Source organism: Glaciecola sp. SC05 (assembly GCF_041380235.1).
Lineage (GTDB): Bacteria > Pseudomonadota > Gammaproteobacteria > Enterobacterales > Alteromonadaceae > Glaciecola.
On the sequence record NZ_JBGIYY010000005.1, the window covers coordinates 123,667 to 148,407 of the forward strand.

Sequence of the window (24,741 nt, forward strand, 5' to 3'; positions counted from 1 at the left end):
ACACCATGATTTAAAGCAGTTTAAAATCGTCAAAACGAATATAAACATCCTTGCTAGGCGCCCACTCTGCTTTACTGCCGCCAAAAAAAGTCGAAAAGTATAGTGAGTTGATTTTACCTTGCTCGCCAATTCTTAAACGAAAGTTACGCTTGTCTAAAACTGGCTTGCCGTTTATCCAGACTTGAAGTTCGGCATTACTGCTGTCCGGGTCGTTGAGTTTAATCCTTTGAGTTATTTCATACCATTGCCCGCTTTGAAACTTTATATCTTTGAGGACCAAGTTTTCTCCCCAAGGGCCTTTGTTCTCTACATAATAGAGATATACCATTGCTTTGCCTTCTTTTCGCCACATATAGCGTGCGCTCCAGCCTTGGCCTTCAGTTGGATGAACACCGCCGGTATAGGTTTCTCCACCGCTGGTGAGTCCGGGCAGCTTGCCGCCGAGAACAAACTCAAAACCTTCTTCAAAAAACAGTTTATAGCTAAGTGTATACTCATTTTTAGGAGGAACTCGATAGTTAAATTGGCCACCAGAATTTCGCGGGCCAACACCATCCTTTGGATAGCGTACTCTCAAGACCTGCCCTTGAATGGGATCTTTTGATATTTCAACATGATGATTTAAGTTGCTCCATTCTACACTCGGCATTAGCGCCTTTAGCTGCTTATCGTTAACTGCTCCAAGACTCAACTGTTCAAAATTTTGCGCAAATACCAGATTGCTATGTGCAGATGATTCCTTGCTTGGCAGGCTCTGACGGTTGTTAGCGTTTAGATCGTTTGTGTCGAGTGATTTACCGCTATGACATGCACTAATAAACGCCAAAGCAGTAAACAGACAGACTGCTTGTACACTGTTTTTAAACGCCTCAACGTTAAGTAGCTGCGAAAAACGCTTCATGACAATTCCTCATATATTCTTGTTTCTTGGAGAAGGATAAACCGGAAAACCTTTTTCTCAAAAAAAACTCCAACCTTAAGTTGGAGTTTTTTAGCGAAGTATTATTTCGCCTTCTATTGCCTAAAATTTACCAGTAACGCCAAGCGTAATGCGGCGATCGGTTAAGCTTTGTTCACACAATAAGGTATCCTCATTGAAACACCATCTTGTGCGATCTTCTTGCGTGAGGTTTACCCCTTCAATCCCTACCGTAAAGGTCTCGTTTACCGCGTAGCTAGCACTCATGTTGAGCTGTCCACGCGCACCAACAACTGGTGGAATGTTAAATCTCATACGATTTAGAGTTTCTGTAAATGCATCGCGCCATGTATAGCGTACACGTACGTTGATATCATGCTTATCGTAAAACAGAGTAAAGTTAAACGAGTTTTCCGATAGATTATCGAGGGTAATACGTTCAGTAACCACGTCATCTGCCAAGCTTGGTGTACTGTTATTAGTATCTGTTCGTCCCAACAGTTGATTGATAGGTGCCGAGGCTTCTCTAAACTCGTCGAGTGCGGCACCCGATTCTTGATATGTATAGTTTGCAATCACTCCAAACCCTGATGCCCAGCCTAAGGAATCTTCAAAAGCAGCTAGATCATACTGCGCCGCCAGTTCGACACCACTTTGGGTTTCGGTGCCGCCGGCATTTATTTGACTGCTTCTAGCTACACAAATACCGGTAGTGTCGGTTCGGCTTGAGAATACATTGTAGTTTTCCGCCGGGACATTAGGGTTAAAAATACCGCCGCCCTCACAAGGAGCGGTTACATCTCGCTCGATTTGGCCAGTTGGACCGATGGGTTCATCTGGCTCATCCTGTATCGTTGTAATCAGATCGGTCCTTTCTTTATGGAATAGACCGATACTTACGAAACTTGAGGGTGAAAAATAATATTCCATGGCAAGATCGTAAGACCAAATTTGCTCAGGTTCTAATGATGGATTACCTATGCTGACGGTACCGGAGGCACTCGCACCGAAGTTTGCTGAAGTAGATAAAGAGTCAAAGTCGGGTCTGCGAATGTCTTTACCAACGCCTACTCTTACAATTAGATCATCCATAACTTCTGCGGCAATGTTAAGTCTGGGCAGTAAAAACTGATAGTTAGATTGCTCAGAAGTTGGCGTGATGACACCGCCTACTTCAACCGTGCCGTTTGAAGTCAGGTCAGTAGAAACATAGCGTGCACCGATGTTACCGCCGATTATTATCTCGCCCACTTCGATTTCATAATCCCCCTGAACATAGAAAGCAGAGGTTTTTTCTTTAATGTCAAAGAATGAAGAAATTTGAGTAGTTGGTACAGAAAGAAGTGAATTCACATCCGAACCAGCTAATGCATTGTTAGCAATAATTGCATTATTAATCGTCTCGGTCACAAATTCTGGGTCATTAAACGAGACTGCATTATCGATAATCAGATAATCAGCGATGAAAAGTTCCCGATTATCCGCGCCATTAAAGTTATTCGCTCCTGGCGTTACTATATCTGAAAATAAGCTTGCTCTGGGTCGATCCCAGTTACCGAAGCTATTATTTGAAGACGAATTATCGGTAGTATTAGTCGTGCTGTTCCAGCGAAAGCCTGCATTAATGTCGGTAAAAATAGTACCCTTATCAGAAATGTCATAGGTATAGTCTACTCTGAAAGCTGCCTCACTGGCCTCTCTAGTTCTTAAACCTTCGCCTATGCTTCTTAACGCATAGTTACTTGGATCTAACAATTGTTGAGCAGTAGGTGTTTCTGGTAGACCGGGTGCAATACCAAATTCGAAAGTATTATTAGCAATTGCAAAAATAGCTGGGGTACCGTTATCGTTAAAGGTATTTGGGCCTACTTGCGGGCCATTTGGATTAATGAAATCTAAAGATGAATTTAACGCAGGATTATCGGTTTCAGAATCTGAATACGCTATTTCAGCAACTAGCTCATACTTATCGCCGCTATATTCGCCGCCGAAGGCGAATACGCGACTAGTGGTTAAGCGAGACGAATTACTGTTGCTCGTTCTAAGATTAGGATCAATCCGGTCTCGGCCACCTACTAATTCAGAACCCACACCCAAAATACCGCTGGTAACCACTTGGACTTCACCAAGGTTTAGTGTTCCAAATCGACCATCTACGCTGCCTAAATTAATGGTTTCAAAACCTGTATTGGTTGTGTTATCGATAACAGGATTACCTCCTGTACCTGAAAAGAATGCACGAGAACTTGTACCAACACGCTCTTGATCATTAATTGTGGCATCAAAGTAATACTTCATAGATTGTGATGACTGCAATTCAAACGATGCAGTTAAATTGGTAGTTTCGTAGTTCTCTGCATTAAGAGGCTGGTCAAGAAATTGAGTCCTTAAAAAAGGAAAGTCCTCAGCGCTGCCGCGACCAGAGTCTGGAGTCACAATTCTATCACGATCGAACCTAGGATTAGCTGACGCAACGTCTTGTTCAGCATAACTGCCGGTAAGCACTACGCCTATCTTGCCAAAGTCAGTTTCCCAATTGTCCCCGAATGTCGCCGAAAATCTTGGCGTTGTTGAGTCAGCAAGATCACTGTTTTCGCCCTGCGCTCTAAATTGCAACAAGCGTTCTTTCAAGCTGTTGCCGCGAAGAGTGCGCAGGTTAATCGTACCGCCGACTGAGCCCTCTACGGTTTTAGCCGTTGGAGCCTTAGTCACTTCAAGTGAAGCGATTAGTGCAGCCGGTAAATCCTCAAAGCTTATCCCCGTCCTTCCACTACCTGAACCGACTGTCGAGATACCATTAATCTCAACTCGGTTTGCGCCGGTGCCGCGGATCTGCACACCAGTACCTACACCATTTGTTCGGTTGATTTGCACGCCCGTAATGTTTTCTAATACTTCCGCTAAGTTATTGTCGGGTAGTTTACCAATATCTTCCGCTTTTATAATTTCTTTAATATTTGCGGCATTGCGTTTTTCATTGAGCGCGCTGGCGAGAGCAGAGCGAATGCCGGTCACTTCAATAACTTCAGCGCTTTCGTCAGAATTAGCTGAGTCGTCGGCTGATTGCGCCATCGCAACATTGCTTGCCCCGCACAGAGCGCTCATGATCGCAATTGCCAGAGTAGATTTTTTAATTAGTGTCTGGTTCATGTTTGTTCACCTTGTGTGTCTTTTGTTTGTAAAATAGTTCGTGTTGTAATTATTATTTCACAAAAGAATAACTATTTGTTTACATTAAATCAAATTTAGTCATTAAGGTTCATTAATCGTCAAAATTGGTTAGGGAGTATTTTGCAGTAGGATTTTTGAACGCCGTTTAAAAGAGCTTTACACAAAATTTTTGTCTACCTGTTGCCAAAAATTATGCTAAATGCCTGTAGTTCTTGCTCAGGTATTTCATCAACTGATACTGTATGACGATAGAAAATAAATGACGTATTTTGATTTAATCTTTTAAAATATGGTTTAATATCAGATGTTTTGAATATGACTTAAGATAGAGACAACGATGAAACTAAATCAGTTTTCGATAGTTTTTGTATGTGCACTGCTAACAATGGCGTGCGGCGAGCGAGATGCTCAATCAATTGATTCAGGGCGAATTAAGGCGACTGAATTGGATGCTTTCGAAGATACGCAAACGGCTGAGGCTAAAGCTAATAGTGCATTAAGTGAAGCGACTATTTTATCGGCAACTAACGCAGTTGCTCAGTGGCAGTTAGCGCATATGAGTGATTTTGAGTCATACGTACCATCATTGGTGCATCGCACCAATGAGCCGAGAGGATGGGTCCAAGGCACGTTCTTTTTGGGTTTGTCTAGATGGGCAACCGCAACCGATAATCAAGGGTACTTTGACTATCTTCGTGCTCACGGTGATCAGCAAGGCTGGTTGCTTGGGCCGCGCGACTATCACGCTGATGACCATGTGATTGCGCAATATTATTTGCACATATATGACCAAGATCAAAAGCCAGAACAAATTCAGCCTATGCTCGACGTTTTTGAAAATATCTTGGCAAACAAACCTACCTCATCACTTGATTTTGGCCCAGTAGGCAAATATCGAGACCAAGACTATGAGCATGACTGTCAAAAAAGGTGGTGCTGGTCTGATGCATTATTTATGTCGCCGCCTGTTTGGTTTCATCTGAGTCGAATTACGGGGGATGATAAGTATGCAAGTTATGCTCATGGAGAGTTTAAAGCAGTAACCGACTACTTATTTGATCCAAAAGACCATCTTTACATGCGCGACAGTCGATTTTTTGATCGTAGAGAAGATAACGGTGAAAAAATCTACTGGAGCCGAGGAAATGGTTGGGTGTTTGCCGGTATAACTAAAATAATGGATACATTAGATACCGACGACTCTAGGTATGCTTATTATGCAGACGTGTATACCAAAATGGCTAAAAGCCTTGCGGACAAACAAGCAGACGACGGTTATTGGCCTGTTTCGCTAGCAGCGGGAGAAATCTATACTGCAGATGAGAGTAGCGGAACGGCATTCTTTGTTGCAGGGTTAGCATGGGGTATAAATAATGGACTGCTTGAAAAAGACGAATTTATGCCTGTAATAAACAAAGGTTGGAATGCATTACTGAGATCGCAGCAAGATGATGGAATGCTGGGCTATGTTCAACAAATTGGATATGCGCCCGATGCAGTCTCAGCTAATGATACCCAACTGTATGGTGCCGGTGCGTTTTTGTTGGCCGGTGTTCAAATGCTTGAATTAGTTCAGAGCCGCTAGCGCATTATCTATTTTTACATTATTCAAAACTTAAAGGCGGGCGTGGCAGACCTAAGACATTATGTTTTATCTCTGTTGCATCCTGCTTTTCCAAATATTAACTTTTCAGGACGCAAGCGAAAATGAATCAAGCAAAATTTTTTATCAATGATGAAGCAGAATGGGAATCTGTTGAAGCTGGAATAAAGCGCAAAATACTGCCATTTACCGATGGCCTAATGGCGGTTTGCGTTAGCTTTGAGAAAGGCGCTGTAGGCACTGTGCATAGCCACGACATTCACGATCAAATTGCTATTTGTTTACAGGGTGCTTTTGAAGTCAATCTTGCCGGTGAAAAGCGTGTTATTAAGGCCGGCGACGCATTTTTAGCAGGTAAAGGCACACCACATGGCGTAGTTGCTTTGGAAGATGATAGTCGCTTGCTAGATACCTTCAACCCGCATCGAGACGATTTTGTTTCGTAATTAAGAGTTTGTAATTAAGAGTTTGTAATTAAGAAATTAATTGGCTCTTGCTTTGCGCTTGGACGCTAGGTAGTCGAAAAATATACTGCAAGACAAATTGAAGGATCGCTAGATTCTGCATGATTTTATGTGCTCTAGTGGAGTGTCGACATTTGAAAGCAAGCCACTTTTTACATTGCTGAGTTAGGTAAATTAGATTCAATGCAATTAAATTCAACTCAACTCAACTCAAAATCGACTTAACATGCTTGTAGTTAAAAATTAAGGTATTGCCTGCCTCAGCCATCATTTTTGATAATATGAAATCTTTTATAATCACATTTAATCAAAATATTGCATTGAATATCATTTTGCGTAACAATCTTTTTACATTACGCCAAGTCAAGCCATTAAATGTTAAAAAAAATTCTAACTAGCTTTATCTTTTACCTATTTATATCCGCGTGTTTTGCCAATGATTTAGTCGAAAAATTTACTACTCCATCAGAAAGTCATAAGCCTTGGGTATTCTGGTATTGGATAAATGGAAATATCACCAAAGAAGGTATCCATGCAGATCTAAAGTCAATGTCTGAGGCTGGCTTGGGCGGTGTGCTATTAATGCATATTAATGAACATGGCTCTATACCTGCCGGTCCCGTTCGTTTCCTTTCCGATGAATATAATAACTTATTATCTTACACCTTTGGGCTTGCCGAACAATTCGACTTGCAGGTCAATTTATATAACAGTGAAGGCTGGTCTGTTGCAGGTGGTCCTTGGATTACTCCTGATTTAGGTATGAAAGAGCTTTCATGGAGTGAACTAAATATTATTGATGCCTCAGATAGTATCCAATTTCCGGCTCCACACTCACCATTAAATTATTATGAGGATATTGCAACTTTAGCCTTTCCTACTCCAGCCGAATTTAGAGGGCCAAGTGCTGAAACTGTTATCGCTGAAATTGAAGTGTCGGGACAAAGCAATAAACCATATACTGTTTCTAAAATGAATCCTCGCGCGGCAGCCGACGGTGACTGGAATACAGCAGTATCTCCAAGAAAAGACCCTGAAACAGGTGAGATTTTCGTCAAATTTGACTTTCATCAGGATTACACTTTTCAAAACGCATTTGTGAAGTTTGCGGCTTATGGAATGATGGGCAGAAATTACCTGCTGGTTTCCGACGATGATATACATTATCGCGAAGTCGCATTTTCTAAGCGCGGGCAGATATACGATGACATCAGTTGCTTTCAATTTGAACCGGTAACGGCTCGACATGCAAAAGTGGTGTTCAAACCAACTGATAACCAACTTTTATATACCGCGATGCCAAAGGTCGAGGTAGAGGTACGTGAAGTCAGCTTTGATAACAAACCTAAAATTGATAATTGGTGTCAAAAAGCGGCCCATTCATTCCCATTTTTTAGCGAAGACGCGGAGCGTTTGAGCTTCAGGACCAGCTACGATAAAAACAGCAGCATCAGTTTAGATTCAGTCATAGATATATCTGAGCATTTAAGTGACTCAGGGCAACTAAACTGGACGCCGCCAAGCGATAATTGGACCGTTATACGTTTTGGAATGTCGTCAACTGAAGCTATTAATCGTCCAGCATCTGCAGGGGGTGAAGGATTAGAAGTTGATAAAATGAGTACTGATTCATTGGATCTTCATTTCAAACACTACTTAAGCACCGCAAAAGCCCTCGCTGGTAAGAGTTTTGGTAAGAGCTTTGTAAGTACGCACGCCGATAGCTGGGAGGTAGGAAGACAAAACTGGACGCAAGGTTTTGAGCATGCCTTTGAAGATAAGCGCGGTTATTCTCCACTAAAGTATTTACCCGCAACGCTGGGCTATGTAATAGACAACCCTAAACAATCAGAGCGTTTCTTATGGGATATGAGAAAAACCATTGCAGATCTCATATCTGAAAAATTTTATGGTGGCATGCGTGAACGAGCCAATAATATGGGGCTTACATTTAGCGCTCAATCTATGAAACCGTTCATCGATAACTTATATGCCTTGGGTCAATCTGACATTCTTTACGCGAATAGTAGCTTTGCCGCAATTGAGCCAAGTGAAAATAGAAAAAACCAAGAGTTTGCTTACTTGACAGCAAAGATGACGGCCTCTGCAGGTTCAATATATGACAAACCCGTGCGTTCCGAATCGTTTACTGCAAGGCCCGAGGCGAATCGGTGGTTAAACCACCCAATGTATTACAAATCTCTTGCTGATATCGATTTTGCTGCAGGGGTGACTAAGGTAACGCACCATTTATTTACGCATCAACCTTGGACGAATCTAGCCCCCGGAATGACATTAGGGTATTGGGGATTGCACTTTGAAAGAACGCAAACATGGTGGCATGAAATAAATGATTGGAATCAATATCTCACTCGCACACAAAGTATGTTGTCTGAAGGCCAGCCCGTTTTCGATATTTTGCATTTATTGGGCGATGATTCATCTACTAAGTTTGATACTCACTTTGTTGAGACTCAACTTCCTCAAGGCTATGACTTCGAATTTATTAGTACTCACGGCTTACTTAATAAGCTAGCTGTAAACGACAAAAAACATCTATCATATCCAAACGGACGTAAATATCGGATTTTATCGCTTGCCGATGACATTAGTATGCAGCCCGAAACCTTAAGAAAGATAAGGGAGCTGCTAGCAGGCGGCGCGACAATTGCCGGCAGACCCCCTGAGTTTTCTCCAAGTTTGAAAGGCGGGGCTCTTGCGGATGAGGAAGTCAAACGTTTAGCAGATGAAATTTGGGGCGATGATTTTAAACAACAGGTGTTTGAAAATATTCAAGATGCATTAGCCGCACTCAACATCTCGCCGGATCTACAAGTCTCTGGCTCCGATAATAAAATCGTGTGGCGTCATCACCTTATTGAACAAGACAATACCGATTTTTATTTCATCAGCAATACAGACTTAAAAAAAGCAGATATCTCAGCTACGTTTAGAGCATCCGCCAAAGTAGTTGAGCTTTGGAGACCTATGACGGGCGAGCGTCATCTGCTTGAAAACTTTACCCAGAAAAACGGCAAGACGACAATAGGTTTGCAGCTTGAGCAGGGTGAATCGCTATTCGTAGTATTTACCGAAGCACCTACAAGCAATACGCTTGTGAACACAAAACCATACCAATATTATCAAAGCATTGAGTCGCCGTGGACGCTTGATTTTATTAAAGGCGCCCACAAACCTCAGTCGCTGATATTACCAGTCTTGCTCGACCTAAAAGATCACTCAAATGATAATGTCCAATACTTTTCGGGCACCGCGCGTTACGAATCTGAATTTAGCGTTAAAGCGGACGATACCATGGAGTACATCATCGACTTGGGTTCGGTTGTACAGTTTGCAAGAGTATTTATTAATGGGCAGGATTTAGGTTTAAAAATGTGGGGGCCATATCGCTACGACATCACTGACGCTCTTAAAACAGGTAACAATAAAGTGCTCGTTGAAGTCACTAATTTATGGCCAAATCGCTTGATTGGAGATGAACGCCAGTACCCTGAGAATGCAAAGTGGATTAAAAACGGTTATCAGGGCTATCAACTTAAAGATTTTCCACAATGGTTAAAAGCAAGCGATGCCACCTCACCCAATCAACGAGCTGCATTCACCACATGGAAACATTGGAAAAAAGAAGATGATCTGCAATCGTCAGGCTTAATTGGACCAGTGCAAATCTTGCAAAGAAGCAAGTCACATGAGGAGTAATTGAGATCAGCATGTTTGATTTTCTCCATATTCAACAAAACCCATTTATGGGCGTTTTCTTTCATGCCGTTGGTGGTTTAGCGGCGGCAAGTTTCTATATTCCATATAAAAAAGTCAAGTTATGGCCCTGGGAAATCTATTGGATGGTAGGAGGCGCATTTAGCTGGGTGCTTGCGCCATGGGTAGTTGCCATGTTGATACTCCCGCAAACACCAAACATTTTGATGCAAACATCCAGCAGCAGTTTGCTTTGGACATTCAGTTTTGGACTACTTTGGGGAGTAGGTGGACTCACATTTGGTTTAACCATGCGTTATTTGGGTATTGCGCTCGGCTATTCTCTTGCATTGGGAATAAGTGCGGTTATTGGCACTTTAGTTCCCCCTTTGTTTGAAGGGACGTTGCTCGAAATTGCAAGCACTAGCTCCGGACAGGTAATGCTGTTAGGCGTTGTCATTTGTATGTTTGGTATTGCCTTAAGTGGCAAAGCCGGAACCAATAAACAGAATGAACTTTCTGATTCAGATAAACGCTCAAACGTAAGTGAATTTAATTTTACAAAAGGCGTCAGCCTCGCTTTATTCTCAGGGGTTATGAGTTCGTTTATGGCCTACGCTTTTGCCGCTGGCAAGCCAATCGCGGATAAAGCAATAGAACTTGGCGCCCCCAGCCTGTGGCAAAACTTACCCGTACTTATCGTTATTCTAGCCGGAGGCTTTGCTACAAATTTTTTATGGTGTGCTTACCTTGCGATCAAGAATGGCAGTTGGTTAGTATTAAAAAATAGAACTGCCTCAAGCTTTAATTCGTCCTCCAATAGCAAAAACGTAGGGCTTTTAAATATATCCCTTTGCGCCGTTGCTGGTTTTACTTGGTACTTACAGTTCTTTTTTTATGGCATGGGTACAACCATGATGGGAGCCTACGAATTTTCGAGTTGGACACTGCATATGGCCAGCATCATCATCTTCAGTACACTTTGGGGTATTGCCTTAAAGGAGTGGTCAGGTACAAGCAATACAACGCGAAATTGGAACCTATCAGGTTTAGCTATATTAATTTTTAGCATGATTGTAATCGGTTGGGGGAATACATTGGCTAGCAGCCCCGGAGTTAATTGAGTATTCATCACTCACAAATGTTTAAGCTTGTAATGATGCAGAGCTTAAAAAAAGGAATAGCAATGAAAACAGGTCTTTTTTCAATAGGCTTAGATACTTACTGGCCACAGTTTGACGGTTTGCTCGACAATCTTACGGCTTACCATGAGCAAATCGGCGCCAGGTTAAAGGAGATGGATACTGAACTTGTTGATGCGGGTATGGTTGACTCACCAGAAAAAGCGCAAGATGCAGCGAAGTTATTTAAAACTGAAGATGTTGATATTATCTTTTTGTTTATTTCAACTTATGCATTGTCTTCAACTGTTTTGCCCGTGGTACAAAAAGCAAAAGTACCTATTGTAATGTTGAATATTCAACCCGTTGCTCAACTTGATTATGCTAAGTTCAACGCGATTGGCGATCGAGGAATAATGACGGGAAAGTGGTTAGAACACTGCCAGTCTTGTTCGTTGCCTGAGCTTGCCAACGTTTTCAATCGCTGCGGCATTGATTACCATATAGTATCGGGCTATTTACAAGAAGATTACGTTTGGGATGAAATCAATGATTGGGTAAAAGCCTCTGAAGTAGCGGTATTAATGCGTCAAAATAGGGTGGGGATTTTAGGGCATTACTATAACGGTATGCTCGATGTGTATAGCGACTTAACACAGCAGTCTGCAGTCTTTGGCACCCACTTTGAAATCCTTGAAATGTGCGAACTGTATGAATTACGACAAGCAGTTAATGAAGATGAAATTCAAAGCAAAATCACAGAATTCCATCACAAGTTTAGTGTTGCCCAAGCGTGCGACGAGAGTGAATTAGTGCGCGCAGCGAAAACATCTGTTGCGCTGGATAAATTAATCGAAAAGCACAAACTTGGTTCAATGGCATATTATTATGAAGGCTCTGGAGAATATGGGGATATTGTTACCTCTATTATCGCAGGAAACACCTTACTTACAGGTAATGGTGTGCCGATTGCAGGAGAGTGCGAAATAAAGAACGTGCAAGCGATGAAGATAATGGACTTATTTGGTGTTGGCGGTTCGTTTTCAGAATTCTATTTAGCCGATTACTCAGACGATGTGATATACCTTGGGCACGATGGGCCTGCGCATTTCGCTATTTCAGAAGGGGAAGTGGGGCTGGTTCCCTTATCTGTTTATCATGGAAAACCAGGCAAGGGCTTATCTATTCAGATGACAGTAAAGCACGGACCAGTAACCGTATTGTCCGTGGTGACTAACCGTGAGGGGAAAGTGTTTTTGCAGGCATGTGAGGGTGAGTCGGTAGCCGGTCCAATATTACAAATCGGTAACACCAATAGTCGTTATAAATTTCCAATGGGAGCACGTAATTTTATGAACGAATGGTCACGCGGCGGGCCTTCTCATCATTGTGCAGTAGGGCTTGGGCATATCGCCAGCAGCTTAGAAAAGCTCTCGGCTATTTTAGGTATAGAATTTCGCCAGTTACGTTGATAGACCAACACTACTTAATAAACCTGCATTCTTATGTTTAATCTGCCTCGGTCAAGTTCACAAGTAACTAATGGCTGCTGAGCATTTAGGCATAAAACTGCCTTATTTTTAACTACGCTATAAATCATTTACATTTACAAAAGAATCAGAGACGATAGATAAAAATAACGATAAGGATGTATGAACATGCGCCTACCTAATAAGCCGCTGGCCACCATTGCCCCAGCAATTCTGATTCTGATGCTAAGTGCATGCTCCCCCCAAACACAATTATCTGAGCAAAGCAATGCGAGTAAACCTATGCCTGATGACTCAAACGGCGTTATGCTAACAAACGAAGCGCTATTTAAAGATTATGAATATAGAGCAGAGCGACCGGGCGCAATTCGCTGGGACAAAGAAGGCTCAAAGTTCACCGCACTCGAAACTGCCGCTGGTTTTGAAGACGCCGAGCTTGAAAAAGACCAAAACGGCGATGACATCAAAATTTATGAAGAGATTGTGCATTACGACCCAGCTACGCTCGAGCGTACGATTTTAATTAGTCTTGCTCAGCTTACGCCGAAAGGCACAGATAAAGCCTTAGTGGTAGACGATTACCAATGGTCAAAAGACCAAAGCCAACTGTTAATATACACCAATGCCAAATACGTTTGGCGAGATAAAACCCGCGGTGAATACTGGGTGCTTAATATAGAAAAGGACGACTTATTTAAGCTAGGCGAAGATAACTACCAGCCTAGTCAAATGATGTTCGGTAAGTTCTCCCCAGACAGCACCAAGTTTGCATACGTTTATCTCAATAATATTTATGTACAAGATTTGCAAAGCAAACAAATTACTGCGCTTACCACCGATGCATCTGAGAACACCATAAACGGCTTGTTTGACTGGGCTTACGAAGAAGAGTTTAGCATTCAAGATGGTTTCAGATGGGGGCCAGACAGTCAGCGCATAGCTTACTGGCAGCTTGATACCAGCGCCGCGCAAGACTTCTATATTATTAACAACACCGATACGCTTTATCCGAAAATTACGGCCATCCCTTATCCAAAAGTAGGCGAAGAAAACTCAGCCGCACGCATTGGCGTTGTTTCTATTAGCAACTCAGAAACTACTTGGATTGAACTGCCCGGCATCGCTAAAGATATGTACGTGCCGCGTATGAGCTGGGTGAAAGGCCAAAATCAGGTGCTGATCCAGCAGATGAATCGTAAGCAAGACACCAATACCATTTTTTATGCTGATGTAAATACCGGTGATATCGAGACAGTCTTTGTTGAGCAGGAAGAGACCTACATTGAATACCTAGAAGATCCGATTTGGCTGAGCAATTCAGATGCGTTTTTATGGGTAAGCGAACGCAGTGGCTGGAAGCATATCTACAAAGTGTCTCGCGACGGTAAAAGCATGGTAGACCTCACGCCAGGTGAATTTGATGTGACTGAGTTTGTCTCCAAAGATGAAGAGAATAACTGGCTATATTTTGTTGCATCACCTGAAAACCCAACTCAGCGTTACTTATACAGAACCAACTTAGACGGTAGCGGCGACATGACGCGAATCACCCCTGAAGCGCATAGCGGCACCAACAGCTATGATGTATCGGCAGATTCGAAGTGGGCAATTCATACTCACTCAAGTTTTTTACAACCGCCTGTTTACACGCTGGTTTCACTGCCTGATCACAAAGCGCATAACGTGCTTGAAGACAATGCCGAGCTAGTTGAAAAAATTGCCCAACTGGCCAAGGGCGATTATGAGTTTTATAGTGTAAATAGCCAGGACGGCCTAAGCCTCGACGGTTATATCATGCGCCCGCCAAACATGGACCAAAGCAAAAAGTATCCCATCATAAACTTTGTATATGGTGAGCCTGCGGCGCAAATAGTCCGCGACATGTGGTTACGTAATACTATGTGGCACATGATGATGACCCAACAAGGCTTTATCGTGAGCTCAGTGGATAATCGCGGCACGCCCTCACCAAAAGGCAGAGATTGGCGCCGGTCAGTATATGGCAACATTGGTCCACTGGGTGCGCGTGATCAATCAGATGCACTGCACGCGCTTTGTGAAAAATGGCAGTATATCGACTGCGATAAAGTTGGGGTTTGGGGCCATTCTGGCGGTGGTTCGATGACGCTCAATTTATTATTCCGCTATCCAGAACAATTCCATGTGGGGGTATCAAGAGCACCCGTGCCCGACCAGCGGCTGTATGACTCCATCTACCAAGAACGCTATTCAGGCTTGCTTGAGGATTTTGCTGACAACTACGTTGAAGCATCGCCTATCACGCATGCTAAAAACCTGCAGGGCAAACTGTTGCTTGTGCATGGCACCGGCGACGACAACGTACATTACCAAGGCGCGGAGCGACTCATCAATGAGTTAGTAAAACATAACCGTCAGTTCGATTTGATGTCCTACCCTAATCGTCGGCACGGTATTGTTGAAGGGGAGGGAACCTCGTTGCATCTTCATACTATGCAGAGTAATTACTTTATTGAGCACTTAAAAGAGTAAGTAGCCTATTTTTTATATGCAGATGTGAGCTTAGGCATAGTGTCTCTCATTTGGGTCAATGGGATATCTATCGAGGACACGCTCATTCATAAAAAAAGCTTCAATAATTTATTGAAGCTTTTTATCAACAAAAGTTTATGCTTAGCAAGTGGACTTAAAATTTAGCGCTCACGCCCAGTGTAACTCGGCGATCAGTTAAGCTTTGCTCGCATAACAAAGTGTCTTCGTTAAAACACCATCTAATCCGATCTTCTTGCGTCAGGTTAACGCCTTCGATCCCCACAGTAAAGGTGTCGTTGATTGCATAGCTTGCGCTCATATTAAGCTGACCACGAGCGCCAACTACAGGCGGGATGTTAAATCTCATCGCTCCTAATGTTTCGGTAAATGCATCACGCCATGTATAACGTAGACGCACATTGATATCATGTTTATCGTAAAATAAGGTAAAGTTAAACGAGTTCTCAGACAGATTGTCTAGTGTAATACGCTCTGTAACAACATCGTCAGCTAATGTCGCGGTGCTGTTATTTGTATCCGTTCTGCCCAGTATTTGGTTAATTGCGCCGGTGCCTTCTCTAAATTCATCAAGTGAAGCTCCTGATTCTTGATAGGTGTAGTTCGCAATTATACCAAATCCCGACGCCCAGCCTAATTGATCTTCGAACTCGGCTAAATCGAATTGCCCAGCTAGTTCAACTCCTGTTTGAGTTTCAGTTCCGCTGGCATTAATTTGGCTGCTGCGCACCACACAAATACCAGTAGTGTCGGTTCTGCTCGAGAATACGTTATAATTTTCTGCTGGAACGTTAGGGTTAAATATTCCGCCGCCTTCACAAGGCGGCGTAACATCACGCTCTATTTGTCCTGTCGGTCCAATAGGCTCTGCTGGCTCATCTCTAATTGTTGCGATAAGATCGGTTCTTTCCTTATGGAAAAAGCCAATACTAACAAAGCTAGATGATGACAAGTAATATTCCATAGCGAGGTCATAAGACCAAATTTGTTCCGGCTCCAAAGCGGGGTTACCAATGCTGACCGTGCCCGATGCGCTTGCACCGAAATTGGCAGATGTAGATAAAGAATCAAAGTTTGGTCTGCGAATATCTTTACCAACACCTACTCTCACAACCAAATCTTCCATGACTTCTGTGACAATGTTTAATCTAGGAAGCAAAAACTGATAGTTAGACTGTTCTGAGGTTGGCGTTATTACGCCACCCACTTCGACGGTGCCGTTTGATGTCAAGTCAGTAGAAACATAGCGAGCACCAATGTTTCCGCCTATTACCATCTCGCCAACTTCTATTTCATAATCTCCTTGAACATAAAAAGCAGATGTTTTTTCTTTTATATCAAAGAAAGACGAGGTCTGAGTTGTGGGTATGGCAAGCAAAGAGTTCACCTCTTCACCCGCTAATGCATTGTTGGCAAGTATCGCATTATTAATTACCTCAGTTACAAATTGAGGATTATTGAACGACACGGCATTGTCTATGATTAAATAGTCTGCGATGAAAAGCTGCCGATTATCTGCGCCATTAAAGTTATTTGCACCTGGGGTAATTATGTCTGAAAACAAGTTTGCTCTCGGACGGTTCCAGTTTCCAAAGCTATTGTTGGATGACGAGTTGTCAGTTGTATTCTTTGTGCTACTCCACCGAAATCCCGCGTTAATGTCTGTGAAGATTGTACCTCGATCCGAGACGTCATATGTATAGTCAACTCTAAAGGCCGCCTCGCTGGCTTCTCTAGTCCTTAGACCCTCACCAATACTTGCAATTGCATAGTTACTGGGATCGAGTAATTGCTGTGTCGTTGGTGATTCAGGCAAGCCCTGTGCGATACCAAACTCAAAGGTATTATTGGCAATAGCAAAGATGGCGGGTGTACCGTTATCATTAAAGGTGTTGGGTCCGACTTGCGGACCATTTGGATTAATAAAATCTAAAGATGAATTAAGCGATGGATTCTCTGTTTCAGAATCTGAATATGCCACTTCGGTAATGAGTTGATATTTATCGCCATTGTATTCGCCACCAAAGGCAAATACTCTACTCGTAGTTAAACGAGAGGAGTTGCTGTTACCAGTTCTAAGATTGGGGTCAATTCGTTCGCGTCCGCCAACAAGCTCTGAACCGACACCTAAAATACCACTGGTCACTACTTGCACTTCACCAAGGTTTAGGGTGCCAAAACGACCGTCGACGCTACCTAAATTAATTGTTTCAAAACCCGTATTAATAGTATTGTCGATGACCGGGTTGCCACCGGTGCCTGAGAAAAACGCTCGTGAATCATTGCTGACACTTTCTTGATCGTTAATGGTCGCGTCAAAATAGTACTTCATTGAATTAGAAGATTGTAACTCGATTGATGCAGTAAAGTTTTTAGTTTCGTAGTTTTCCGCGTTAAGCGGTTGGTCTAAAAACTGCGTCCTTAAGAAAGGAAAATCTTCAGCGCTGCCACGGCCCGAATCGGGGGTGACGACTCTGTCACGATCAAACCTTGGATTCGCAGATGCGACGTCTTGTTGTGCATAACTGCCTGTCAATACTACGCCTACTTTACCAAAGTCTGTTTCCCAGTTATCACCGAAGGTACCTGAGAGCCGTGGAGTGGTAGAGTCAGCTAAATCGCTGTTTTCTCCCTGCACCCTAAACTGTAGTAAACGTTCGTTTAAACTATTTCCTCTCAAAGTACGCAGATTGATGGTTCCACCAACTGAGCCCTCTATGGTTTTTGCAGTGGGAGCTTTAGTGACTTCAAGCGAGGCTATTAGCGCCGCTGGTAGGTCTTCAAAGCTTATGCCAGTGCGTCCGCTACCAGACCCAACCGTTGATATTCCGTTAATTTCTACCCTATTTGCATCGGTACCCCGAATTTGCACACCCGTACCTACACCATTGGTTCGGGTGATTTGAACACCTGTTATATTTTCAAGCACTTCAGCTAAGTTATTGTCCGGCAGTTTGCCAATATCCTCTGCTTTAATGATTTCTTTAATATTTGCTGCGTTACGCTTTTCATTTAATGCACTAGCAAGTGCTGAGCGAATACCTGTCACTTCAATAACTTCAGCATTGTCGTCATTTTCAGCCGCATTATCGGCTGTCTGTGCCGTGGCAATGCTATTCATTCCGCAAAGCGCAGTTATAACTGCAATTGCGAGAGTCGATCTTTTAATCAGTACAGTGTTCATTTTGTGCACCTTATTTGTCTGTTGGATTGTCTTAATCTTTATATATTTGCTTTTTGTAAAGTCTAAATTAACAATTCTGCTACTTTTATTTTTCAAGATAGTAATTAGTTATTTACATAAAATCAAAACAAATCATTAACAATCGAAGATAATCAGACTTAATTAAGGGTGCTGCTCTTTATTTCGCTAAAGTTATCAGCGTGATCGCCTTTTTAATGTTCTATTTACAAAGGCGTAGAGCTTTATTTTATCGAAGTTAGGCATAGCTACTGTTGATGATTGACGTATTGATATAGCTTTTCAATATTACCTGAATTAAATCAAGTGACGTCATAAATGCTCAAAAAATGCCGGTCAATTTATTTCTCTTGCAAGGAAAATGCGGCGATAACCAGTATTACACGACAACATTGATTTAAGCACGGCCGAATTGTTAGCAACTAGCTTGGTGAGCATACAAACCGCTGACGGCGGCGATTTTGAAGCACCGTTCGACATTATATTAACAGCAGATTTTTATGCGATTGGATTTGGTCAAAGAAGTTTTGGGGCTGATAGTACCTTAGGGTTTGGCGATGTGTCTCTGCCTAGTATGTTAACCCGTTTCTTTAAGCAACTGCGCAGGCTGTATTTTTAATCTTTGAAACAAATACAAAGCACCTAAGCCAAACACAATGACAGAGGATACAAGTGCTACGGCAGCGCCGAGCCAGTAAACATCCCACTCATAAATCTTTAACCTAACTTGCAATACTAGCGCGGCAATCATTAAGCCTAGTGCAATAGAGAATACACTTACCACCGCTCCCAAAAGCGTATATTCGATGCTTATGGCTCTGCGAATATATGAAATACGAGCGCCAATGCAGTACAAAATAATAGCGTGGTAGCTCTGCTTACTTCTACCGGCTGCCATCACGCTAGCAAGCACCATTAAGCTGACCAGCAGGCTAATAGAAGATATGACGCTGAGTCCACTTGTTCCTTTGTTGAGTAAGTCGGAGGCTGAGTCAATCAGGTCCTTTGTACGCACGGTAATGATATTTGGATAGCTACGGGCTAATTGTGTTTGCAGGGCGAGCGCTTGTTGGTCGTCCATATAAGCGGTGCCTACATAGGCGTTAATAAAGTCATCAAGGGCGCCATCTGAAAATATCGCTTCAAACCAAAAACGGGTTTGTATGCCTTTTTGACTGTATATACCTGTAAGAACCCCAGTTCGCTGCAATCCTACAATGCTAAATTCAACATGATCGCCAAGCTTAAGCTCCATTTGCTTGGCTTCTCTATCCTCCATTATAAATGCGAAATCGAGGGTTTCATCCTGACTTATTTCTTGCTCTAAGGCAGCATCCCAAATTGCCCCTTCGGTGATGGTAATGCCGTCGATATTTCCGGATAAATAGCTGAGTTTATGTTCGTCACGTGCCATATCTTGCCAGTCCACGTCTAGGCTAGCGAGATCGCGAATAGCGGTGTCGTTAATTGCCGATACTCTGCCGCGCACCATAGGCGAAAGGGTGAGTTTGCTTACCGTGTCAAAGTTCTGCGCCGCGAGATTAACCGCCTCTGTTTGTTCGGCAATAACATCATATAGCACCAATGCGGGAGATTCTTCTGGGATGGTGGTTTGCACCAAACGCAGCAGCGAAACAACAATCACTGTGCAGGCAACAAGCAGGGTAAGCGCAGTGCCCAGCGACAGCAGTGTAATACGCAAGGGCGTGCCGGGGCGATGCATATTGGCAAGCGCTAAGCGCGTGGCTGCATGACTTGCAAGCCAAGGACGCTGCTCCATGGTCCGCGAAAGCCAGCGTAGGGCGTGCACAACACCTTCAAAAAATGCTAAACAAATGACGACGGTTACTAAAAACGCCAAACCAAAGAGCACGTTTGGAATCGCCAGTAACACCAGTGCGGCGAGTAATGCTGCAAATAAGTAGCTCGCCAATCGCCATGAGGGTGAAATGGTATCGCCGTGCAAATCATTTGCTCTGAACAAATGCGCGACATCAACCTGCAGTGCTCTGCCTAGGGCGGGCAGGGCAAAGGTGAATGCGGTCACAATGCCAAACAGCCAAGCCGCTAGCGCAGCAACAAACAGGTCGGTGCTTTGCAGCGCTAGCGGTAGGTCGTTTGCCAAAATTTGGCTGCCAATAAGGGCCATTGCGCCGCCAATGAGCACGCCAATTAAACCAGACAGTGCCGCTAAAATAGCAATCTGCAACACAAACACTTGGCCAATACGCCCATCTCTCAAGCCACAGGCCTTGAGAGTGGCAATCGTTTCGCGCTTACTCTGTAAATACACCGAAATACTGTTAAACACACCCAGTCCGCCAATAAATAGCGTACTAAAAGCGACAATAAGTAAGCCTGAGGCAATTTGAGACAAACGCTCGGCAACCCGCGCGCTGCGATCTTCAAAGGTTTGAATTTCCCACTCAGTATTTGGGAACTGAGTAATAAAATTATCTTCCCAGGTTTGGGCATCGAGCTCGGTTCTTATTCGGTACTCATGTTCAACACGGCTGCCGGGACGTATCAAGCCCGATGCATCCATGGCTTGTTCAGATATTAAGACCGGTGCGCCTCGCCAACTCGCATTGAGTCTCCGGTCAGGTTGTTCTAGTACTAACGCACGTATGATCAGTTCTAAGTCGCCAATAAACACTCTATCACCCACACTTAGGGCCGAACGTTTTGCTAAGACTGGGTCGATTGCAACACCCCACGTGCCATCATCATTTGCCAACGCCGTGCTCAAGGCTTGCTCTGGTTGCAGCTTTAGTTGGCCATACAAAGGGTAGGCGTTATCGGTGCTCAGCAGCTCTACAAGAGCATATTCGTCGCTTTCAGTGCTCATCATGGTGTCAAGCTCGCGTGTCAGCGATATATCGCCTGTGGTCGCAATCCAGGCTAAGACTTTTTCATCAATCGGCTGACTCGACTCAATTTCAACGTCGCCGCCCATTAATGCACGAGTGTCAGACAGCAAAACGCGGTCGAGCATCTGATAAAGACTGGCAGCGGCCATGACCAAGGACACGCCAAACATCAAACAAGCGCAAAACAACCATAGACGTTTTACACTTTGTAGAAGATCTCGCCAAGCAAATTTAAGCTGAAAGTTCATGATTGTCTTCTACGCGAAGTTTGCCTGATTCTAAGCAAAACAGCCTTTTACAACGCTTTGCTAAACGCATATCGTGAGTAACCAATACTAGGGTCGACTGCGATTGTGCGTGCAGTTCAAACAGTAAATCGGCCACGCGCTTACCGGTTTTTTCATCTAAGTTGCCAGTAGGCTCGTCGGCTAAAATCAGTCTAGGCTCATGCACCAATGCGCGAGCAATGGCCACACGCTGCTGCTCTCCGCCTGAGAGTTGCTGAGGGTAATGATGGGCTCTATCTTTGAGCCCTACGCTCTCAAGCATGCTTTGCGCACGTATAGTTGCATCCGGTTTTCCAGCAATGTCCAATGGTAGCGCGGCATTTGCTAGTGCCGTTAAGCTATCGATTAAATGAAAAGACTGAAACACAATACCCATGTTGTCGCGTCTGAAGTCTGCAAGTTGGTCAGTTGAGAGTTCAGACAGGGTTTGCTGGTCTAACTTAATGTGACCTTGAGTAGGTTGCTCGAGCGCTGCGAGTAACTGCAGCAAGGTAGTTTTGCCTGAGCCAGAAGGGCCAACGATTGCAACAGTGTCGCCACGCTCCATACTAAAATTGAGATTATCAAGCACGCGAAGAGGCGAGCCCTCTTGTCCATATTCCATTGTAAGATTGGAAACGTGTATCAACTTACCCTCCTGACTGAGTAGCTTTTTATTTGAAATCAATCAGGGATACGCAAAAAGCACTCAGTCAGACCAATGATGCTGAATGCCTTGGCATGTGAGGGGGTAACTCATGCTTTGCTTGTTTTAATAGGATGTTTGAAAATATGTTAGCTTTTTTGCAACCAGCTATAAAACACTATTTATCGCTTTATTGACAAGAATTTCAATCATAATATCTGCTGGCTTACGCTCAGATATACCATTTTTTCTGCACTAACAAGGGCTTATGAAATTTCTTCTATAGTGATCTGTTTAGCTTGCTCTCTTCTATTAATATTTCTTAAAATTTTACTGTCACTTGCATAGTCACTTGCATAGTTACCTACATACAACTGTGATTATATCCATGCATGCATTCATTCATTCATTCTGCTGCTCAGTAAGCGTGACACTTTTTTAAACATGCCCAAAAGCTTATCTAAAAGTTATCGATAAGATTTATTCCTACCATTGCCTCCAATGGCAGTTTTTTAGCGAATCATTCCTTATAGCAATATCAGCTTCCCGATCCATGCTACGTAAGGCATCAATGCTAGCACTACTAAGCTACCCACAATACCTAATAAGTACCACCAATTAAACGAATCTTGTGTTTCAGTTTGTGCGGTCATTTTATTATCCTCGATTGTCATTATTTTGGGTGCTGTTAACCATCTGAGCACCTGTTGTGCACAGCATTATTGCGTGTCAACACATAAGACATATCAAGAGTCATGCCATGAATTATTAAGTTCTATCTATATGATTTTTATGGGAATATATTCAACACTTGAAATAGGGGGTGATTAATTTGTCAATTTTGACAAAACCAAAGACAAAAATTGACTGGCAAATAATCGGATAATTATGATTTGTGTAGATTAGCGGGGTGTATTAGCTCTGCGAACTTTGGGACATGTGTAAGTTCAATCGTAAATCACCGATATAAATGCAGATATGGCGATTGATTTTGCGAAAAAAACAGTGCCCTACACATTGGGACTGCTAGTTTTTTTGTTAGCTCTGTGTTCTAGATTTTTAAGTTTATACGCTGCAGCAAAAAGCACGGTCAACGCGCCAACAGTTAAACCAAAACTATACTCTCCACCGATAAGAAAGCCCACAGAGTAAGCCGGGGTGCAAATAGCCAGCGTCCATATAAAAAACGACTTCGATTTTCCCAGCATCAAATAGAGTGGAAAAACCAAGCTATAAAAAAACAAAAAGGCTTTATATACGGTTTCTTCCAAGGGTAAATCCACCCATGGGATAGTCGTTTCTTTTGCAATACTCAATAAACCACCCACAATTACCGAGAACGCCACAATAACGCCAGCCATGGTCGAAGGCTTAAGGTATTTTTGAATACTCAGTTCGCCGCAGTGCGCGGCAATGGTAAACGCGGTTTGCAGCGCTAAAAACGCCACCACAGGGTAAATGACCTGTGCCGGTATCGTGCCAGAGAAGAACACAGCACTTAAGGCGCCTGCGTAATAAAAGACAAAGCACAATAAGCTCAAAAACAACACCCCAAAGCCAAGCAAGAAGCTCATTTTAGGATGTTTACTATTTTTGTAAGCACGATGAAAGGTGATGTCTAAGTAGGGCGATAGAATAAAGCCGATAGCAAGGGGTAACACAGCATGTGGCCAGTAGCTTTTCACATTGATATCGACAGGTGGCCAATCGCTGCCTACATAATTTACGAATAAGCCAATAGAAACGAAGTAGATTGCCAGCGCCCAATAGGTAATCGCGGCCTTACTCAGGTAAATAACAAATCCAATGGCTAGCACTGCTGGTAAAAGTAAAGGCTGACCAATGACCGTGCTTAGCCAAGCAATAAAAAACAATTGATAGGCGATGGTGACAAACGAGAAACCGCCAATCCACGATTTGTGAGTTTTAGTAAAAGCTTGCTGCTGGTCGCGGTTTTTAAAATAGAAACCCATTGCAATCGCGCCGCCCACATTAAAAATGGTAAACGCGGCTAATGCTGGCCAGCCGTAATCTCTACTGAGTATGAGCGGAAAAAACCCGCCTAAGCACCAGAGCCAAGAGCAGGACAAATATACCCCATTGTGTAAGGTATTCGACAAGCCTAATTTCCTATCGGCCACATATGAAAACTAATGGTACCAGAGCCTATGCGTCGGGTGGCTTTGTTATTTTTGGTTCTAAACACTTTGATGGTCATTTCGATATTAAACTTGCCGCCCGCTTTGATTTTTTCAGCAAGCTCTTCTAAGTCAACGTGCGCTTTGTACATGATAGCGTCAATGGTCGGCAGCAAAAAACGGTAGTTTAATCGGGTGCAAATCATGCGGTATTCACCTTTGCTGAGCATAAACAAGTATGAGCCTGCTGCTAGCTCCGAGTTACCTAGGATAGCGCCGCCGGCCATGGTGCCGTACCAATTCACGTTCATACGCTTTTTTGGCAATATTGCATAGTAGTCGTCTTCAACAAAATTCATTTTTAAGCCGCTTTTGTGCACAAAGGGCATAAAAAAGAAACTGAGCAAACGGTTAAAAAACCGGCTTTTTATTGATAAACGATTAAAATATTTTTCTAACTTTGGAGTTAATGGAATTGCCATGAATAACCTAAAACGAATCAACAATACCGCACAAATAATGCGTATGAATGAAGTGAACTTGCATTTCAAGGCGACATCTTAACAGAAGACTGCGCATAAGGTGAAGAAGTGCGCTTAGCAAAA

The 24,741-nt window shown here is 43.1% G+C and carries 15 protein-coding genes; 7 read left to right on the forward strand and 8 right to left on the reverse strand.

What is annotated here, in order from left to right:
• Positions 1 to 10: 10 nt before the first annotated feature.
• A complete protein-coding gene (locus tag AB9H30_RS06455) occupies positions 11 to 901 on the reverse strand; it encodes a polysaccharide lyase (protein ID WP_371193834.1) in 891 nt (296 codons plus the stop codon).
• A 120-nt stretch (positions 902 to 1,021) separates the two neighbouring features.
• Positions 1,022 to 4,069, reverse strand: coding sequence for a TonB-dependent receptor (locus tag AB9H30_RS06460; protein ID WP_371193835.1), 3,048 nt, complete (start codon positions 4,067 to 4,069; stop codon positions 1,022 to 1,024).
• A 358-nt stretch (positions 4,070 to 4,427) separates the two neighbouring features.
• On the opposite strand from AB9H30_RS06460, the gene AB9H30_RS06465 reads away from it, so the two are divergent.
• The 6 genes from AB9H30_RS06465 to AB9H30_RS06490 all read left to right on the forward strand — a co-directional run bounded on the left by AB9H30_RS06465 (position 4,428) and on the right by AB9H30_RS06490 (position 14,996).
• A complete protein-coding gene (locus AB9H30_RS06465) occupies positions 4,428 to 5,675 on the forward strand; it encodes a glycoside hydrolase family 105 protein (RefSeq protein ID WP_371193836.1) in 1,248 nt (415 codons plus the stop codon).
• 122 nt (positions 5,676 to 5,797) lie between these two features.
• Positions 5,798 to 6,139, forward strand: coding sequence for a cupin domain-containing protein (locus AB9H30_RS06470; protein WP_371193837.1), 342 nt, complete (start codon positions 5,798 to 5,800; stop codon positions 6,137 to 6,139).
• 393 nt (positions 6,140 to 6,532) lie between these two features.
• On the forward strand, positions 6,533 to 9,877 hold the full coding sequence (locus tag AB9H30_RS06475) for a glycosyl hydrolase (RefSeq protein ID WP_371193838.1): 3,345 nt from the start codon (positions 6,533 to 6,535) through the stop codon (positions 9,875 to 9,877).
• An 11-nt stretch (positions 9,878 to 9,888) separates the two neighbouring features.
• A complete protein-coding gene (locus AB9H30_RS06480; RefSeq protein ID WP_371193839.1) occupies positions 9,889 to 10,998 on the forward strand; it encodes an L-rhamnose/proton symporter RhaT in 1,110 nt (369 codons plus the stop codon).
• A gap of 62 nt (positions 10,999 to 11,060) precedes the next feature.
• Complete coding sequence (locus AB9H30_RS06485; protein WP_371193840.1) at positions 11,061 to 12,467, forward strand: arabinose isomerase; 1,407 nt, start codon at positions 11,061 to 11,063, stop codon at positions 12,465 to 12,467.
• A gap of 186 nt (positions 12,468 to 12,653) precedes the next feature.
• Positions 12,654 to 14,996 carry a S9 family peptidase gene (locus AB9H30_RS06490; protein ID WP_371193841.1) on the forward strand — a complete coding sequence of 781 codons (2,343 nt, stop codon included), beginning with the start codon at positions 12,654 to 12,656 and terminating at the stop codon, positions 14,994 to 14,996.
• A 154-nt stretch (positions 14,997 to 15,150) separates the two neighbouring features.
• On the opposite strand, the gene AB9H30_RS06495 is transcribed toward AB9H30_RS06490, so the two are convergent.
• On the reverse strand, positions 15,151 to 18,198 hold the full coding sequence (locus tag AB9H30_RS06495) for a TonB-dependent receptor (RefSeq protein ID WP_371193842.1): 3,048 nt from the start codon (positions 18,196 to 18,198) through the stop codon (positions 15,151 to 15,153).
• Positions 18,199 to 18,646: 448 nt separating this feature from the next.
• On the opposite strand from AB9H30_RS06495, the gene AB9H30_RS06500 reads away from it, so the two are divergent.
• Entirely contained in the window at positions 18,647 to 18,835 is a 189-nt protein-coding gene (locus AB9H30_RS06500; RefSeq protein ID WP_371193843.1) for a hypothetical protein, read from the forward strand.
• Here the strand turns inward: AB9H30_RS06500 and AB9H30_RS06505 are convergent.
• The 5 genes from AB9H30_RS06505 to AB9H30_RS06525 all read right to left on the reverse strand — a co-directional run bounded on the left by AB9H30_RS06505 (position 18,794) and on the right by AB9H30_RS06525 (position 24,618).
• Positions 18,794 to 21,334 (reverse strand): ABC transporter permease, encoded by a 2,541-nt coding sequence (locus AB9H30_RS06505; protein ID WP_371193844.1) that lies wholly within the window; start codon positions 21,332 to 21,334, stop codon positions 18,794 to 18,796. The two genes, AB9H30_RS06500 and AB9H30_RS06505, sit on opposite strands and share 42 nt — an antisense overlap.
• Positions 21,318 to 22,001, reverse strand: coding sequence for an ABC transporter ATP-binding protein (locus AB9H30_RS06510; protein WP_371193845.1), 684 nt, complete (start codon positions 21,999 to 22,001; stop codon positions 21,318 to 21,320). The genes AB9H30_RS06505 and AB9H30_RS06510 overlap by 17 nt, the downstream gene beginning before the upstream one ends.
• A 524-nt stretch (positions 22,002 to 22,525) precedes the next feature.
• Positions 22,526 to 22,651: a hypothetical protein gene (locus AB9H30_RS06515; protein ID WP_371193846.1), complete on the reverse strand. Its 126-nt coding sequence runs from the start codon at positions 22,649 to 22,651 to the stop codon at positions 22,526 to 22,528.
• A gap of 357 nt (positions 22,652 to 23,008) precedes the next feature.
• Positions 23,009 to 24,118, reverse strand: coding sequence for a hypothetical protein (locus tag AB9H30_RS06520; protein ID WP_371193847.1), 1,110 nt, complete (start codon positions 24,116 to 24,118; stop codon positions 23,009 to 23,011).
• A 2-nt stretch (positions 24,119 to 24,120) separates the two neighbouring features.
• Positions 24,121 to 24,618 carry a hypothetical protein gene (locus AB9H30_RS06525; protein WP_371193848.1) on the reverse strand — a complete coding sequence of 166 codons (498 nt, stop codon included), beginning with the start codon at positions 24,616 to 24,618 and terminating at the stop codon, positions 24,121 to 24,123.
• Positions 24,619 to 24,741 lie beyond the last annotated feature (123 nt).

Coding starts and splice junctions, on each gene's coding strand:
- AB9H30_RS06455 (WP_371193834.1), bottom strand. CDS start 901: ATGAAGCGTTTTTCGCAGCTACTTAACGTTGAGGCGTTTAAAAACAGT.
- AB9H30_RS06460 (WP_371193835.1), bottom strand. CDS start 4,069: ATGAACCAGACACTAATTAAAAAATCTACTCTGGCAATTGCGATCATG.
- AB9H30_RS06465 (WP_371193836.1), top strand. CDS start 4,428: ATGAAACTAAATCAGTTTTCGATAGTTTTTGTATGTGCACTGCTAACA.
- AB9H30_RS06470 (WP_371193837.1), top strand. CDS start 5,798: ATGAATCAAGCAAAATTTTTTATCAATGATGAAGCAGAATGGGAATCT.
- AB9H30_RS06475 (WP_371193838.1), top strand. CDS start 6,533: ATGTTAAAAAAAATTCTAACTAGCTTTATCTTTTACCTATTTATATCC.
- AB9H30_RS06480 (WP_371193839.1), top strand. CDS start 9,889: ATGTTTGATTTTCTCCATATTCAACAAAACCCATTTATGGGCGTTTTC.
- AB9H30_RS06485 (WP_371193840.1), top strand. CDS start 11,061: ATGAAAACAGGTCTTTTTTCAATAGGCTTAGATACTTACTGGCCACAG.
- AB9H30_RS06490 (WP_371193841.1), top strand. CDS start 12,654: ATGCGCCTACCTAATAAGCCGCTGGCCACCATTGCCCCAGCAATTCTG.
- AB9H30_RS06495 (WP_371193842.1), bottom strand. CDS start 18,198: ATGAACACTGTACTGATTAAAAGATCGACTCTCGCAATTGCAGTTATA.
- AB9H30_RS06505 (WP_371193844.1), bottom strand. CDS start 21,334: ATGAACTTTCAGCTTAAATTTGCTTGGCGAGATCTTCTACAAAGTGTA.
- AB9H30_RS06515 (WP_371193846.1), bottom strand. CDS start 22,651: ATGACCGCACAAACTGAAACACAAGATTCGTTTAATTGGTGGTACTTA.
- AB9H30_RS06525 (WP_371193848.1), bottom strand. CDS start 24,618: ATGGCAATTCCATTAACTCCAAAGTTAGAAAAATATTTTAATCGTTTA.